At 55.6% G+C, this 15,534-nt stretch carries 14 protein-coding genes and 1 pseudogene; 7 read left to right on the top strand and 8 right to left on the bottom strand.

The genetic code is table 11. From position 1 onward, the window contains the following. Positions 1-52 precede the first annotated feature (52 nt). Positions 53-715, top strand: coding sequence for an ABC transporter ATP-binding protein (locus B3K78_RS10205; RefSeq protein ID WP_286695350.1), 663 nt, complete (start codon positions 53-55; stop codon positions 713-715). Beyond that, on the top strand, positions 715-1,965 hold the full coding sequence (locus B3K78_RS10200) for an ABC transporter permease (RefSeq protein ID WP_286695349.1): 1,251 nt from the start codon (positions 715-717) through the stop codon (positions 1,963-1,965). Before B3K78_RS10205 ends, B3K78_RS10200 begins: the two co-directional genes overlap by 1 nt. Before the next feature lie 42 nt (positions 1,966-2,007). Here B3K78_RS10200 and B3K78_RS10195 read toward each other — a convergent pair whose 3' ends face one another. From B3K78_RS10195 to B3K78_RS10185, 3 genes are all read right to left on the bottom strand, one after another. Further along, a complete protein-coding gene (locus tag B3K78_RS10195; RefSeq protein WP_286695348.1) occupies positions 2,008-2,223 on the bottom strand; it encodes a DUF3955 domain-containing protein in 216 nt (71 codons plus the stop codon). 61 nt (positions 2,224-2,284) lie between these two features. Further along, on the bottom strand, positions 2,285-3,142 hold the full coding sequence (locus B3K78_RS10190; RefSeq protein ID WP_204994955.1) for a TIGR03619 family F420-dependent LLM class oxidoreductase: 858 nt from the start codon (positions 3,140-3,142) through the stop codon (positions 2,285-2,287). A 253-nt stretch (positions 3,143-3,395) separates the two neighbouring features. Further along, entirely contained in the window at positions 3,396-5,798 is a 2,403-nt protein-coding gene (locus B3K78_RS10185) for a TonB-dependent receptor (protein ID WP_286695347.1), read from the bottom strand. A gap of 451 nt (positions 5,799-6,249) precedes the next feature. Here B3K78_RS10185 and B3K78_RS10180 point away from each other — a divergent pair. From B3K78_RS10180 to arsB, 5 genes and pseudogenes are all read left to right on the top strand, one after another. Then, positions 6,250-6,618, top strand: a pseudogene (locus tag B3K78_RS10180) (arsenate reductase ArsC); the annotation flags it as partial. 99 nt (positions 6,619-6,717) lie between these two features. Then, on the top strand, positions 6,718-6,978 hold the full coding sequence (locus B3K78_RS10175) for a metalloregulator ArsR/SmtB family transcription factor (RefSeq protein WP_239547535.1): 261 nt from the start codon (positions 6,718-6,720) through the stop codon (positions 6,976-6,978). Positions 6,979-6,994: 16 nt separating this feature from the next. Beyond that, positions 6,995-7,459, top strand: coding sequence for an arsenate reductase ArsC (locus tag B3K78_RS10170; protein WP_286695346.1), 465 nt, complete (start codon positions 6,995-6,997; stop codon positions 7,457-7,459). Continuing rightward, on the top strand, positions 7,459-8,178 hold the full coding sequence (arsH, locus tag B3K78_RS10165; protein ID WP_286695345.1) for an arsenical resistance protein ArsH: 720 nt from the start codon (positions 7,459-7,461) through the stop codon (positions 8,176-8,178). The genes B3K78_RS10170 and arsH overlap by 1 nt, the downstream gene beginning before the upstream one ends. Before the next feature lie 34 nt (positions 8,179-8,212). After that, positions 8,213-9,232, top strand: a complete 1,020-nt coding sequence (gene arsB / locus B3K78_RS10160) for an ACR3 family arsenite efflux transporter (RefSeq protein ID WP_286695344.1) — start codon at positions 8,213-8,215, stop codon at positions 9,230-9,232. Between the two features lie 104 nt (positions 9,233-9,336). Here arsB and B3K78_RS10155 read toward each other — a convergent pair whose 3' ends face one another. From B3K78_RS10155 to B3K78_RS10135, 5 genes are all read right to left on the bottom strand, one after another. After that, on the bottom strand, positions 9,337-10,518 hold the full coding sequence (locus B3K78_RS10155) for an acetyl-CoA C-acyltransferase family protein (RefSeq protein ID WP_286695343.1): 1,182 nt from the start codon (positions 10,516-10,518) through the stop codon (positions 9,337-9,339). A gap of 599 nt (positions 10,519-11,117) precedes the next feature. Beyond that, positions 11,118-12,947 carry a glutamine--fructose-6-phosphate transaminase (isomerizing) gene (gene glmS, locus B3K78_RS10150; protein WP_204994950.1) on the bottom strand — a complete coding sequence of 610 codons (1,830 nt, stop codon included), beginning with the start codon at positions 12,945-12,947 and terminating at the stop codon, positions 11,118-11,120. A 26-nt stretch (positions 12,948-12,973) separates the two neighbouring features. After that, positions 12,974-14,335, bottom strand: coding sequence for a bifunctional UDP-N-acetylglucosamine diphosphorylase/glucosamine-1-phosphate N-acetyltransferase GlmU (gene glmU / locus B3K78_RS10145; protein ID WP_286695342.1), 1,362 nt, complete (start codon positions 14,333-14,335; stop codon positions 12,974-12,976). A 122-nt stretch (positions 14,336-14,457) separates the two neighbouring features. Beyond that, positions 14,458-15,063: a DUF2238 domain-containing protein gene (locus B3K78_RS10140; RefSeq protein ID WP_286695341.1), complete on the bottom strand. Its 606-nt coding sequence runs from the start codon at positions 15,061-15,063 to the stop codon at positions 14,458-14,460. 18 nt (positions 15,064-15,081) lie between these two features. Further along, positions 15,082-15,516 (bottom strand): SRPBCC domain-containing protein, encoded by a 435-nt coding sequence (locus B3K78_RS10135; protein ID WP_286695340.1) that lies wholly within the window; start codon positions 15,514-15,516, stop codon positions 15,082-15,084. Between the last annotated feature and the right edge of the window lie 18 nt (positions 15,517-15,534).

The raw sequence follows: 15,534 nt of genomic DNA, 5'->3' as shown, positions 1-15,534 counted from the left end.
AATGTTATATCATAGTTTGCCAAACGATCAGAACCGGAGTCTGGCCTTGCTCGTGACGATTGACGATCTGCGTTTTCACTACCGCGCCGATCACGCCGCCATTCTTAATATTCCTCACTGGCAGCTCGCCAGCGGTGAGCAGGTGTTCCTGCACGGCCCCTCCGGTACCGGCAAATCGACCCTGCTAAACCTGATCGCCGGGGTATTATTGCCGAGTCAGGGCCGCATCGAGATACTCGGTAACAACACCGCACAGCTTAGCGGCCGCCAACGCGATACGCTGCGCGCCAAACATATCGGTGTGGTCTTTCAACAGTTTAATCTCATTCCCTTTCTTAGCGCGGTAGACAATATCAAGCTTGCCGGGCATTTCGCCGGCAACAAAAACACCACCGCCCGCGCCAAAGCGTTGCTGTCCGCACTCGGTTTGGCGGAGTCCGATCAGCACCGCGCCACGGGCCGCCTGAGTATTGGTCAGCAACAACGCATCGCCATAGCGCGGGCGCTAATCAATCAGCCCGAGCTATTAATTGTGGACGAGCCCACCTCGGCGCTGGATAAAAAAAATGCCGATAAGTTTATGGGGCTATTAATGGAGCAGTTGAGCGAGGGCAATACCGCGCTGATTTTTGTCAGTCACGACCCGCGTTTGGCCAAGCCCTTTGAACGCGTGGAGTCGCTGCTCGATATCAACCGCGCCGAGGTTGCACTGTAATGCTAGTACGCCTCGCCATCGCCAGTTTGTGGAATCGCAAAGGGTCAGCCCTGCTCACTCTGTTGGCCATCGCCGTTAGCGTATTCGTATTGCTAGGGGTCGAGCTGGTACGCGGCCAAGCGAAAAACAGCTTTTATAATACGGTTTCCGGCATTGACCTTATCGTGGGTGCGCGCACCGGCGACATCAACCTTCTTCTTTACTCGGTGTTTCACCTTGGCAACGCCACCAATACTATTTCCTGGGAAAGCTATCGGCAGATCGCCGACAAGCCCGAAGTGGCCTGGACCATTCCCATCTCCCTGGGCGACTCGCACAAAGGCTATCGGGTCATGGGTACCAGCAGCGACTATTTTCAGCACTTTCGCTATGGCCAAAAACAGCCGCTGGCTTTTGCAAAAGGCAGTGCCTTCGCCGACACCTTCGACCTGGTGTTAGGCAGCGAAGTCGCCAAAACATTGGGCTACACACTTGGCGACGAGGTTGTTCTGGCCCACGGCCTGGGTCGTACCAGTTTCAGCAAACACAGCGATAAGCCTTTTACCGTCGTGGGCATTCTCAACGCCACCGGCACCCCCGTCGACCAAACGCTGACCGTTAGCCTCGAGGGGATCGAAGCGATTCATCTGGGCTGGCAAAACGGTGTTCAATTGCCCCGCCATCTGAGTGCACATCAAGCGCCGCAGCATGTTGACCTTACCCCCGAGAGCATCACCGCCTTTATGGTGGGGCTGCAATCTAAGATGGCCACCTTCTCGCTACAGCGACAAATTAACGGCTTTCAGGCGGAGCCACTGCTGGCCATTTTGCCTGGGGTAACACTCAGCCAGCTCTGGCAGTTAATGTCGGTGATGGAAAATACCCTGCGGCTGATTTCCGCACTGGTGTTTTTTGCTGCGCTACTTGGCCTGGCGGCGATGCTGCTTGCCAGCATTCGCGAGCGCCAGCAGGAAATTGCCGTTATGCGCGCTATTGGCGCGCCGCCGTGGTTTTTACTGCTATTAATTGAAGGCGAGGCCACGCTGATTGCGCTGAGCGGTTTTGTTTTGGCGAGCGGCGCGTTGACGGCGACTACCGCGCTCGCCGCGCCGCTACTGGCAGAGAAATTCAGTTTGTTTATCGACTATGCGCTGCTGGCAAAACCCGCCGCGATCGTATTGGCGCTACTACTATTAAGCACCGTCGTTATTGCGCTAATTCCCGGCATCAGTGCCTATCGCCGCGCCCTGCACCAGCAACTGTGCCGCTAGTGCTCAGCCAATACCGAATCATTTACTTGGCTTGTTTTGACGTCAATTGCGGCGCCGCACCGCGCTGATTACTAAGCACACCGTCCAACACAGTGCGGCAGTGGCAAACAGGTAGCCGAGGGGAATCAGGCCAAAGGGTTCGCGAAGAACACCCTGCTCATCCACATAGGAGCCAATTTGCTGAAAACCCAGCATACAGAACAGTGCGGCCAGCCATAAAATAACGGCGCCACACCAGGGTCGGCGGAATACGGTCATGGCGGCTCTCTCTGGTGTTGGAATTACGACACCTGTCGAGCCGCGGCGTTCCGCGTGGGGTTTATAGCTGCGGAATGATCTTTGAGAACTTGCTGATCATCGGCATAACAATTTCAGGCTTGTTCCAGTTTTCCATGCCCACACCGATGTTCACTCGGCTGATGCCCATATCGCGATAACGCTTGAGCAGGTCGACGCTAAGCTCGCCCATGGCCACCATAGTGATGTCTATTTGGTCGGGATCGCGACCGTTGTCGCGCACGGCTTGGCGAAATTGGGCAATACCCTCACCGACATCGGGCATCACCACATCCACCGGCATCCAGCCGTCGGCCCACTCGGCAGCGTGTTTAATGCCCAGCGGCCCCATCGCACCGAACAGAAACTTCGGGCCGCCCGCCTGCACGGGCTTGGGCTCAAACCACACGGGATCGAAGTCGATCATGTCGCCGTGAAATTCCGGCGCAGGGTCGCGAAACAAGGCGCGTGTCGCTTGAACGGTTTCGCGCAAGCCGCTGTAGCGTTTTTTCCAGGGCAGTGAGGTGGCGTTGGTAAATTCCTCTTCATTCCAACCAACCCCGGTGCCAATAATCACCCGGCCACCCGACAACCTATCCAGGGTGGCGATGGTTTTGGCCTGAGAGAGCAATTCGCGCTCCATAAGCAAGGCGATGCCAGTACCCAGCTTTAGCGTTGTGGTCGCTGAAGCGGCTTCCATTAAGGAAATATAGGGGTCCATCATTTCTTTATAGGGTTCGGGCAACTCACCCCCGGGCGGATAGGGTGTTTTCCGCGACATGGGAATATGACTGTGCTCGCCATACCAAAGTGAGTCAAAGCCGGCATCTTCCACAATGCGCGCCAGCTCCGCTGGGCGTTGGTCGTGCACGGTATTCATTGAGGTAAAGCCTAGTTGCATCGCAATTCTCCATTATTATTTGGCGCAGCTATTATTGAGCTCAGCTAGTTAGCTCGGTTATGGGCGGCCATTCCTGATCTGCTTACGGCACTGTATTTTCGATGGTGAACACCGTCAAACCTTTAACGGCCGCACAGCGCCTAAATACGCCCGGGGCGCAGATTTTTAAACTGCCACCGCGGCGATGCACGCGCGCGTTTCACCCAGGCATAAAAAAGCCGCCCGTAGGCGGCGAAGGGTGATGGGTGGGAGATTAGTAGCGGTAAATCAGGTCGAGGCCGTAGCTGCGTGGCTCGCCCCACAATACCGAGCGGTCGGATTGCGGCTGATTGTCGATGGCAGTAATCGCGTACTCCTCGTCGGTGAGGTTTTTACCCCAGGCCGCAACACTGAGGTTGCCACCCGCAAAGGGCATGTCGCTCACACCGAAGCGCGCATTCCACACACCGTAGGCTTCCAGGCGCGTGTTTTTCACATTTTCTGCCCGCGAGCCACCGTTGCGCTCATCCATGTAGTTGTAGCTCAGGTTCAACGAGGTACGGCCCCAGTCGGCATCGGCCAGTGTCCAATCCGCCGCTGCGGTATAGGACTGCTCAGGCGCAGCAAAGAATACAAATTCGTCGCTGACATCCTTGCCAGACACGTCTTCAGCTTTTGTGACCTCGGCATCCAGGTAAGCGTAGTTGAGCATCAGCAACAGATTGCGCGTTGCCATGAAGGTGATATCGGCTTCAAAGCCCTGCATTTCTGCTTCACCCGCGTTGGTGATCTTGGTGTCCGCCACGGTGCCCGCCAGAATAAAGTTCAGCTGCATATCGCTGTACACACTGCGGAAGATGTCGGCGTTGATCCGCAGGCGGCGATCCATCAGCTCGCTCTTAATACCCAGCTCCATGGAGCGCACTTTTTCTTCATCAAAGCCTTCAGCAAAACCAAAGCCGTAATTCACGCCATCACTGGCCGGCCCCTGGTTACCATCGCGCTGTGGGTCACGGGTATTAAAGCCGCCGCTCTTATAGGCCTCGTTGATTTTGCCGTAGATATTCACGGTGTCGCTCAGGTCATACTCGGCCACAAAGCTGAAGGAGTTATCGGTGAAATCCTTCTCCGCTTTTACGTTGTCGAACTGACGAGATGGGTCAGTCGCGTCGATGACGCCGTAGTGAATGTTAAACAAATGGCCGTAAAGACTTACTTTATTGATGTCAGTCTGGTTTTTAATTGCTTTCCTCTCATCGCGAGAATGACGCGCGCCAAAGGTCAGATGGAGTCGATCCTCAAGTATATTGGGTGTCCACGTACCTTGACCGAAAAAGGCCATAGATTGGTTATCCACTTCGTAGTGTTGAGATAAGAAGTTAACCAAAAAGCCCTTAAACCCTGCCGCATACCAGGGTACCTCTGTTCGCGAACTCATTTGATGATGAAGGGGCGAGTTATCTTCCTCGGCAGACTCGTCAAAGTAGTACAGGCCCACCATGTACTCGAAACGAGAGTCCATAGCGTCACCACTGAGCTGTAGTTCATGTGAGAGCTGCTTCTGTGTCACTACTGGCTTCACCAGTGGCGTTGTACCCTCGGGCCCGGAGTAACTGTGACTATCCAGCCGGAATTTAGAGCGACCCTTACCGCCTCCAAGGTCTGCATAAGACTCATCAGTCAGTTCGCGATATGCGGCAATATATTTGAGGTCAAAGTCTTCATGCTGATAGGCAAATGTTAAAGCGTGCCCACTTATCTCCGTGGTCGACTCTTCCAGAGGCTTAGTTGTTTTTAAGCTGTCTAAGCGGCTTTCGCTATATACCGTGCGCTTACTGGCGTGACCTTTGATAGGTTCCGCCTGACCTTTATCACCGTTCGGCGGCGTAATCGCTTGGTACATAGAGTTGTAATACGCGAGGTTGGATTTATCGAAGGCATAATCCATAGTCAGTTGATCACTGAGATCCCAACGCATATCAACCCGATAACCCTGAACTTCACGATCGCCAAAGTCGCCACCGGGGCCTTCGTTCTCGACAAAACCACTTTTTTCGGTCGTCATATAGGCCAGTTTGAGCGCCAGGTTATCTAGCACAGGGATATTGGCCGAGGTTTTTGAGGTGAATAGATCTCGGTCGCCCACTGTGAATTTTTGCTCGAATTCGAAGGCTTCAGTATTTGGTTGCTTGCTAACCAGGTTGATAGCGCCGCCGGTCGTGTTGCGGCCATAAAGTGTGCCCTGTGGGCCACGCAAAATCTCAATGCGCTCCAGGTCGGCAACGTCCAGCGCAGTGCCTGTAGAACGGGCGATGTACACACCGTCCATGTAGATGCCCACCGGCGGGTCTTGGGTGATTTGCGCGTCGGAAATACCAATACCACGGATAAAAATACGCAGGGTCGCATTGTTAATGGGGAAGGGTTCAATACTCATGCTCGGCACATTGGCACCGATATCAGCAAGGCTGTTGATGCCCTTATTTTCCAGTGCTTGTTGGCCAAACGCGGTTAGCGAAATGGGCGCGTCTTGCAGTGACTCTGCTTTTTTCTGCGCGGTGACAACAACCTCTTCCAATGCGTAACGGTGGGTGTCGCCGGGTTGTGCCATGGCCATTGGCGCGGCCAGCAATGCCACTAGCGACAGCCACCCCTTATCATTTTCGTTAGATTTCACTTTCACTCTCCCTGCCAGTATTTTGTCAGTGGGTTGTTAAACTTCTAATTTTTATGGGTTTTTGCTTTTTCAGCGGCGCACAAGTTAATAATCCGTAACCCTTAATGGGATACGTAGTTACCGCAGCGATAATAAAAATGCTGAGTAATAGCAGGCGCTAACAATCGTGAACTAGTGCGAAATAGCTGGCTTCTATCACGAAAAATCGGGTTACTGACCTGTAACCGAGTCGTACTCCGCAATAAGAAAACACTTCAGTTAAGGCGAATTCATTAAAAAATATTTTTGCCCGGCTTCGACTGGTTCAACTATTCAACTCTCATTTACCCCTCCCTGAACCAAAACCTAATGCCAAAATCTGGCATGCCATATTTCAAAAGCTATATATATGGAAATTCATATATATAGCTGATAGCATGTGAATCACGTCATTTCTCAGCTTGAGATCACCATGAAAGTACTCTTTCTGTGCACGGGCAATTCCGTGCGCTCGCAAATGGCCGAAGCGGTGCTTCGCCACCAGGCAGTCGAAGGCATAGAGGTCTTTAGTGCTGGCACTGCGCCGCAGGCCATCGACCCGAGAACGCTGTCCGCCCTCGCCGACGCCGGGGTGTCCACGGCTGGGCTGTCGTCAAAGCCAGTGGAGAACTTCGCCGATCAGCATTTTGACTATGTCATTACGCTCTGCGACAAAGCGCACAATGCCTGTCAGCAGTGGCCAGGTGCTGGTGTTGTCATGGCCTGGGATTTTCCAGACCCGAAAGCCAGCGACCAACCCCAGGCCTTCGCTCACACCCTGCAGGAGATCAGCGAACGCATTCGGCTGTTTTTATTGGTGAACAGCAAAACGGTCAGCACACCGCCGCTCAGCCCTGTGGACTTTTTTAAGGCCTTGGCGGATGACACCCGATTGCTGTCAATGCTGTTAATTACCGAGCGCGGCGAGCTCTGCGTGTGCGACCTGATGGAAGCACTTAACGAGTCGCAACCCAAGATCTCCCGCCATCTCGCGCAGCTGCGAAAGCGCGGCATTCTTCAGGACCGTCGGCAGGGGCAGTGGGTGTACTACCAACTTCATCCGGCACTGCCTGAGTGGGCCCACGACATACTCAAGGTCACCCTTAGCAACAATGCCAACTACCTAAAAAGCCGCCTGGAAGAGCTGTCTTCCCAGTGCTAATTGTCACGAGGCTACTATGAAGATTTTATATATCTGCACCCACAACCGCTGTCGCAGCATCCTCTCCGAGGCGATCACTCGCCACCTTGCCAGCGACCTTATCGAGGCGCGCAGTGCCGGCAGCCAGCCCGCTGGTGAAGTGCACCCCACCTCACTAAAAGCCCTGCGCGCCGCCGGTATTGATACCAGCGGCCTACAAAGCCAGTCCTGGAACGAGCTGGAGAGCTTTGCCCCCGACCTGGTGGTTACCGTTTGCGATTCCGCTGCTGGCGAGTCCTGCCCGCTGTGGTTCGGCAAGGCACTGAAAGTGCACTGGGGCCTGGAGGACCCGTCGAAACTGACCGGCACAGAGGAAGAGATCGACGCGGCATTCCGCGCCAGCATTGCGGTGATCAGTGAGCGTGTCGCGGCGTTAAAAACCATTGCCACCCTCGATAAATCTGAATGGACTGCCGCGCTGGCAGACCTGGGAGCAAAGTAATGAGTCTTGATGATATGTCTCTGCCCAATGTGGATGACAGCCAGTTCGCCAGCCCGAGCACAGCGCAATTTAACGCGAACTATTCCGGCCACAAACCGCGCTTTCTTCTGCTGTATGGCTCACTGCGCGAGCGCTCCTTTAGCCGCTTAGTGGTCGAAGAATGCGCGCGACTGCTTAGCCATATGGGCGGCGAAGTGCGTATCTTCAACCCCGAGGGCCTGCCACTGCCTGACGGCGCTGACGAGAATCACCCCAAGGTAAAAGAACTGCGTGAACTGGCCATCTGGTCGGAAGGGCAGGTGTGGTGCTCTCCCGAACGCCACGGCGCGATGACCGGCATTATGAAGGCGCAGATCGACTGGATCCCCCTGTCGCAGGGCGCAGTGCGGCCCACCCAAGGTAAAACCCTGGCGGTGATGCAGGTGGAAGGTGGCTCCCAGTCTTTTAATGTGGTGAATCAACTGCGGGTACTGGGCCGCTGGATGCGGATGATCACCATCCCCAACCAGTCGTCGGTGGCCAAGGCCTTTCTCGAGTTTGACGACAATAACCGCATGAAGCCTTCCAGCTATTACAACCGCATTGTGGATGTCATGGAGGAACTGATGAAGTTCACCCTGCTCACCCGCGATAACAGCGACTACCTGGTCGACCGCTATTCCGAGCGCGTGGAAAGCGCCGAAAAATTAATGGAACGCGTTAACCAACGCTCTATTTAAGCCGCAATTAAGCTGTAATAAAGAGAGAAAAACCATGGGACTTTTTGAGCGCTATCTTTCGCTTTGGGTTGGGCTGTGTATCGCCGCCGGTGTTGTACTGGGCAATACCATCCCCGGAGTATTTGCACAGGTTGCCGCCCTTGAGCTTGCCCACGTCAACCTGGTGGTGGCGGTGCTGATCTGGCTGATGATCTATCCGATGATGATTCAGATCGACTTCGCCTCGCTAAAAGACGTGGGTAAAAAACCCAAGGGGCTGCTGCTAACACTCACCGTTAACTGGCTTATCAAGCCCTTTACCATGGCTATGCTGGGCTGGCTGTTCTTCAAGGTGATATTCGCCGACTGGGTAGACCCGCAATCTGCTGGCGAGTATATCGCCGGGATGATTTTACTCGGCGTAGCACCCTGCACCGCGATGGTATTTGTCTGGAGCCAGCTCACAAAAGGGGATGCCAACTACACCCTGGTGCAGGTGTCGATCAACGACATTATTATGATCTTCGCTTTCGCACCGATTACCGCGTTTTTACTTGGCATTAGCGATATTCAAGTGCCCTGGGAAACGCTGCTGCTTTCGGTGGTGCTGTATGTGGTATTGCCGCTGATTGCCGGCGCGATTACCCGTCACCGCCTGGACAGCGCTAACGACCACAGCCGTCTGAATAACTTTGTTGCCACACTGAAACCCTGGTCAATTATCGGCTTGCTGGCAACCGTGGTGCTGCTGTTTGGTTTTCAGGCAGAAACCATTATCGCCAAACCCATGGTGATCGCGTTAATCGCTGTTCCCCTGCTCATACAAACCTACGGCATCTTTGCCATCGCCTACTTTGCCGCCAAGCAATTAAAGTTGCCGCACAATGTCGCCGCCCCCGCCTGCATGATTGGCACCTCCAATTTTTTCGAGTTGGCAGTGGCCGTGGCGATCTCGCTGTTTGGCCTGCATTCCGGTGCCGCCCTCGCCACAGTGGTTGGGGTGTTAGTAGAAGTGCCGGTAATGCTGTCGCTGGTGTGGTTTGCGAATCGCACGCGCCACTGGTTTGCACACTAAGACGACGCACCTAGCTTGCTGAAAAAGCGTGTTGGGGAAACTGAACGGAGAGAAGTAAGCGTGGAATTCACCGGCGGCTATTGCAGCCGCCGGTGTTGAAAGGCTTATACGCGCTCGAAGATAACCGCGATACCCTGACCACCACCAATACACATGGTGACCAGCGCATATTTACCACCGGTGCGCTGCAGCTCGTAGATCGCCTTAGTGGCGATGAACGCGCCAGAACAACCTACTGGGTGACCCAGTGCAATGGCACCACCGTTGGGGTTGGTTTTGCTCAAATCCAGACCCAGACCTTTCGCCACTGCCAGGGCTTGTGATGCAAAGGCTTCGTTGGATTCGATCACGTCCATATCGGCAATCGACAAACCGGCCTTGGCCAGCGCTTTAGTCGACGCCGGAATCGGACCTTCACCCATAATATGGTTGGGCACACCTGCTACCGCATAAGACACCATACGCGCGATGGGCTTCTGACCCGCTTTCTCAGCAGCCTGTGCAGAGGCCAGTACCATAAAGGCAGCGCCGTCATTCAGACCAGAGGCATTACCAGCGGTTACGGTGCCATCCTTTTTAAAGGCGGGGCGCAGTTTCGCCAGCGTGTCGACGGTGGTGCCGGGCTTCACGTGCTCGTCGGTATCGAATACCACTTCACCCTTGCGGGTTTTCAGCGTCACCGGCGCGATTTGCTCTTTGAAGTAACCCGCTTCAATGGCAGCGGCAGCGCGGCGGTGAGACTCGGCGGCAAAGGCGTCTTGCTCTTCGCGGCTGATCTCCCATTTGTCCGCCAGGTTTTCAGCGGTAATACCCATGTGGCCCACGCCGAAGGGGTCGGTCAACGCCGAGGTCATCGCGTCGAGCATTTCCACATTGCCCATGCGCGCACCGTTGCGCATGGTGGGTGACAAGTAAGCGCTGCGCGACATGACTTCCACACCACCGCCAATACCGTAGTCGCAATCGCCCAACATAATGTTTTGAGCAGTGGTGACAATGGCTTGCAGGCCCGAGCTACACAGACGGTTTACACCCATCGCCACAGAATCCATCGGCAGGCCAGCCTGAATTGACGCCACACGCGCCACGTAGGCATAGCGAGAGTCAGTGGGAATACAGTTACCCACTGTCACGTAGTTAATGTTCTGAGGATCAACAGAAGAACGATCAATGGCCGCCTTCATAATCTGGCCACCCAACTCATGGGGCTCGATACCGCTCAGGCCGCCACCGTAAGTCCCAATGCCCGAACGGGCCGCGCTCAATACAACAACATCTTGGGTCATGAAATTCTCTCCTGTTTAGTCAACGGTAGCGTACAGGCCCCACCAGCACTGCGCCAGGGCGTCGCAAGGTAGGCGCTACTATAACGAGTACCGACATCAATACAATAAACAGAGGAAATCCCTACCATTTATTGTATTTATCTAGCTGTGATAAATACGGCCTACCAGCGCCGAGGCCGCTCAGAAAAACAGCAACTTAGGCAATGAGCCAAATGCTAATTATCCACACTTTTTTGTAAGGGCAGAAAAAGGGCATCCACCGCTTTTGAATAAAACGCTCTGAATAGTATTAGGGTAAAGAGTAAAAATCCCACCTCTGGCTTACCCACACTGAAAAAGTAAGCGCAGAGCAACGCCAGAACCAGTGATAGCGCCACCGTATAAAACCTCCCCACTTCCACCCCGGTCTGACAGCGTGGACAGCGATATAAGACGCCCACTTTAAAGTCTTGCGGGGCGATGCACGTCTCTTTGCAGTGTGGGCATCTTCTTTTCATAGCGGCCTGTAAAACACCTGGTGAATATGAAAAAGCGGTGTGACTCCAACCCACTGCACGGGCGGGTCACCGCGCCGTGAGCGAGAGCGCCGCTAAGGGCGCTTACTCCACCGTTACCGACTTGGCGAGGTTTCTCGGCTGATCGACATCGGTGCCTTTTAAAATCGCCACATGGTAGCTCAGCAGTTGCAGGGGAATGGTGTACAAAATCGGTGCGACGATATCGCTGACATGGGGCAGCTCAATAATCTGCAAGCTGGGCTCGGGGCTAAAGCCAGCAGCTTTGTCGGCGAATACGAAGAGCTGTCCGCCGCGCGCCTGCACTTCTTGAAGATTGGATTTCAGCTTTTCCAGCAGCTCGTCGTTAGGGGCCACAGCGATAACCGGCATGTCGCTGTCCACCAGCGCCAGCGGACCGTGTTTAAGCTCGCCAGCGGGATAACTTTCGGCGTGGATATAGGAAATTTCCTTCAGCTTAAGCGCACCTTCCATCGCCACCGGCCACTGCGCACCGCGCCCCAGGAATAAGGCGTGGTGCTTGTCGGCAAAGGCTTCTGACATTTGCTGGATCGCTGCATCCAGGGTCAGGGTTTCATCCAGTCGAGCGGGCAGTTGGTGCAAGGCGGCAACAATGCTTTGCTCTTCCTCTTCGGTGAGGTCGTGGTGGCGACCCAGCGCAACAGTAAGCAGCAACAGTGCCACCAACTGGGTGGTGAAGGCTTTGGTCGATGCCACACCGATTTCCGGGCCGGCCTCGGTCATTAAATAGAGATCGGACTCGCGTACCAGCGAGCTGAGCGCCACATTGCAGATGGTGAGGCTGGCGCTGTAACCAAGGGTTTTGGCCAGCCGCAGGGCGGCCAGCGTATCGGCCGTTTCACCGGACTGACTGATGGTGACGAACAGGGTGTTTTCCTGCACTTTGAATTTGCGGTAGCGAAACTCGCTGGCCACTTCTACCCGGCAGGGCACACCGGCGATGCCTTCGATCCAATACTTGGCGACCATGCCCGCGTGATAGCTGGTACCACAGGCCACAATCTGCACCGAGGACACCGACTGTAAAATGTCGTTAGCGCGCGGCCCCATTGCCTCGGCCAGCACTTTTTTGCTGCCCAGTCGCCCAGCCAGTGAGCGCTGAATAACCGTGGGCTGCTCGTAGATTTCCTTGAGCATGTAGTGGCGGTAATGGCCCTTGTCGGCGGATTCCGCGGCGGCATCGATCTGGCTGACTTCGCGGGTGACCGGCTCCAGGTCGGCATTCCAAATGCGGTAGTGACCAACGGTCACTTCGGCAATATCGCCCTCTTCCAGATACACAAAGCGATCGGTCACCTGGCGCAGCGCCAGTTGGTCAGAGGCGATAAAGTTCTCGCCAATACCCATACCAATCACCAGCGGGCTGCCCTTGCGCGCGCACACCAGTTTGTCGGGTTGGTCGGCGTGGATAACGGCCAGACCATAGGCGCCCTCCAGCTCCGTTACCGCCAGCTTGACCGCGCCGAGCAGGTCGCGCTGCTGCTGGTAATAGTGGTGGACCAAATGAACAATGGTTTCCGTGTCAGTGGCCGATAAAAAGGTATAGCCCAGCGCTTTGAGTTTACTGCGCAGCGCTTCGTGGTTTTCGATAATGCCGTTGTGTACCAGCGACAGCTTGCCGGAATTGTGGGGGTGGGCATTGGCTTCCGAGGGTTCGCCGTGGGTGGCCCAGCGGGTGTGGGCAATGCCAGTGTGGCCCGGCAGCGGCTGCTCGCCCAGCGCCTGTGCCAGCGCCTCGACTTTACCCACACGCTTGCGGCAGTCGTTGTCGCCATTGGCTGAGATAACCGCCATACCGGCTGAGTCGTAGCCCCGGTATTCGAGGCGACGCAAGCCTTCAAGCAGAATTCCAGCAACTTCTCGTTGGGCAACAGCACCGACGATTCCACACATATTCGAGCCCTAATAAATAGTAGCGATCAGGATGTTTTAACGGGCCGCTTCCAGCCCTTGATATTGCGTTGGCGGCCACGGGCGACGCCCAGTTCGCCGTCGGCGACATTTCCGGTGATGGTTGAGCCCGCCGCCACCGTCGCGCCCTCGCCCACCGACACCGGCGCGACCAGCGCGGTATTGGAGCCAACAAAGGCGCCATCGCCAATCTCGGTGCGCGACTTGTTCACTCCATCATAGTTGCAGGTAATGGTTCCCGCACCAATATTTACGCCCGCACCAAGGCTGGCATCGCCAACATAGCTAAGGTGATTGATTTTGCTGCCCTCGCCCACCTGCGCGTTTTTGGTTTCCACAAAATTGCCAATGCGCGCCGTATCGGCCAGCACAGTGCCAGGGCGCAAACGCGCAAAGGGGCCAATGGTGCACTGCTGACCGACCACTGCATCTTCTAACACCGAGTTGGCCTTGATGACCGTACCCGCCGCCACGAGGCTGTTGCTGATCACACAGTTTGGGCCGATCTCGACGCCATCACCCAGCGCGACCTCGCCCTCAAATACGCAGTTCACATCAATGCTGACATCCTGACCAATGGTCAGCGTGCCGCGCACATCAATACGCTGGGCATCGGCCAGAGTCGCGCCATCGGTCATTAACTGCTCGGCGATCAAACGCTGGTACTGGCGCTCCAGCGCATTGAGTTGCAGGCGATTGTTCACACCCTCCACTTCCCATAGCGCCTCGGGCTGAGCCACGTCAACGGCAACTCCCGCCGCCACCGCCATGGCAATAATATCTGTTAGGTAGTACTCGCCCTGCGCATTGTCGGCCGACAGCGCGGGCAGCCACTCCCGCAAATACTTGGCTGGCAGGGCCATCATGCCGGTGTTCACTTCCCGAACGGCCAATTGCTCGGGGCTGGCATCTTTTTGCTCAACAATGGCCTGCACCGCACCGTCGGTATTGCGAATAATGCGGCCATAACCAGTGGGGTCGTCCAGCGTGGCGGTGAGCAACACCAACGTGTCGCGGCAGCGGGCAACCATGGCCTGCAAGGTTTCGGGGCGCACCAGCGGCACGTCGCCGTAGGTAATCAGCACCGTGGCATCCTCGGCTACCGAGGCCAAGCCTTGAGCCACCGCGTGACCCGTACCCTTCTGCTCCGCCTGCAAGGCCCACTGTAAGTTGGGGTGCGAAACCCCGGCCTTCACCTGCTCGGCGCCGTGTCCCACCACCACATGAATAGCGGCCGGATCAGTTTGCGCGGCCGCATCGATGGCGTGCTGCAACATCGGCTTACCCGCCAATGGGTGCAACACTTTGGGTAAGGCCGAACGCATACGAGTACCCTGACCCGCTGCAAGGATAATGACTTCTAAAGACACCGATGATCCCTTCAATACCGTGGCGACAGGAGAATGGTAACGAATGCCGCCCACCGCGACCAGCGCGGTGAACGTAAGTACTTGCTATAAATGGAAAAGCTCAGTGAACCAACACCCAGCGACTACACAAATCGGCCACCCACCAACTGACGGTCATGGCAGCGCGACAAGCAGATCAGCGACGTGATGGCACCGATCAACGCCATTGCCATATCCGATTGGGTGTCCCACTCATAACCCTGGGTGCCAAGGAAGGCTTCCGCGCCTTCACCGCTTAGCTCGGCCACCCACCATTCGATAAGTTCGTAGAAAGCGCTAAACGCGAGGCAGATAGCCACCACAAACAGTGCCAACCAGCGGCTGCCGTTCACCGCCTTTTTGCGAATAAGGATTTCCCGCGCCAGGGCAGCGGGCACAAAACCCTGGAAGAAGTGGCCAATTTTGTCGTAGTTATTGCGCTCGCTGCCAAACCAACCATCAAAGCCGGGCACTTCGGCATAGGTGTATTGGCCGCCGACCATCAGTACCACACAGTGCAATAAAATCAGGGTATAGAGCAGCGGCGTGAGCGGAAACTGCCGATACGTTGCCGCCATAACAACAAAGCCAATAACCGCAGGCGCGACTTCCAACAGCCAGGTAAAGGGGTCGTGGGGCCCAATACCCGACCACAGCAACACCGCCGTAAACACCAAAATCCAGATAGCTTTAATGGCCTTGCTCCTCACATTTACGGGGTGCGTTAGTTACGTCAGCGCTTCAGCGCGGCAAACCAGGCCGCGAGTCATACCCTGAAAACCGCGCGCCAAGTGCTTGCCCAATAGCAGGCGCACCAGCGGCGACAGGGCGCCGCGCAGGATAAACACCGATTCATAGCGGCAGCTGTCGTCGTCCAACGCTGTTAGGCGGTGCTGGCGCGAACTGGCCAGCAATCCCAGCGGCAATTGAATGCCGTACTCCAGGTATTCGGCCGCCGTGTTTGCGCGGATGGTTTCGGTTTGCGAAATACAGCGCGAGGGCAGCAGTTGTACCTGCATAATAATAGGCTCGCCCACAACAAAGCTGGATTCGCAGGCCACGATAAACGGATTCCACTCGGCGTAGTGGGCGGTATCGAGTAGAACCTGCCAGACTTTTTCGGCCGGGGCCGCCACGGTTTCGGTAAAGCGAATTTCAAACATATTGCTGCCCTGGTTAAC

It is taken from the genome of Spongiibacter sp. UBA1325 (genome assembly GCF_002306875.1).
GTDB classification, from domain to species: domain Bacteria; phylum Pseudomonadota; class Gammaproteobacteria; order Pseudomonadales; family Spongiibacteraceae; genus Spongiibacter; species Spongiibacter marinus.
The sequence above is the reverse complement of the archived record's forward strand: the minus strand, read 5'-3'. Positions and strand labels throughout refer to the sequence as shown.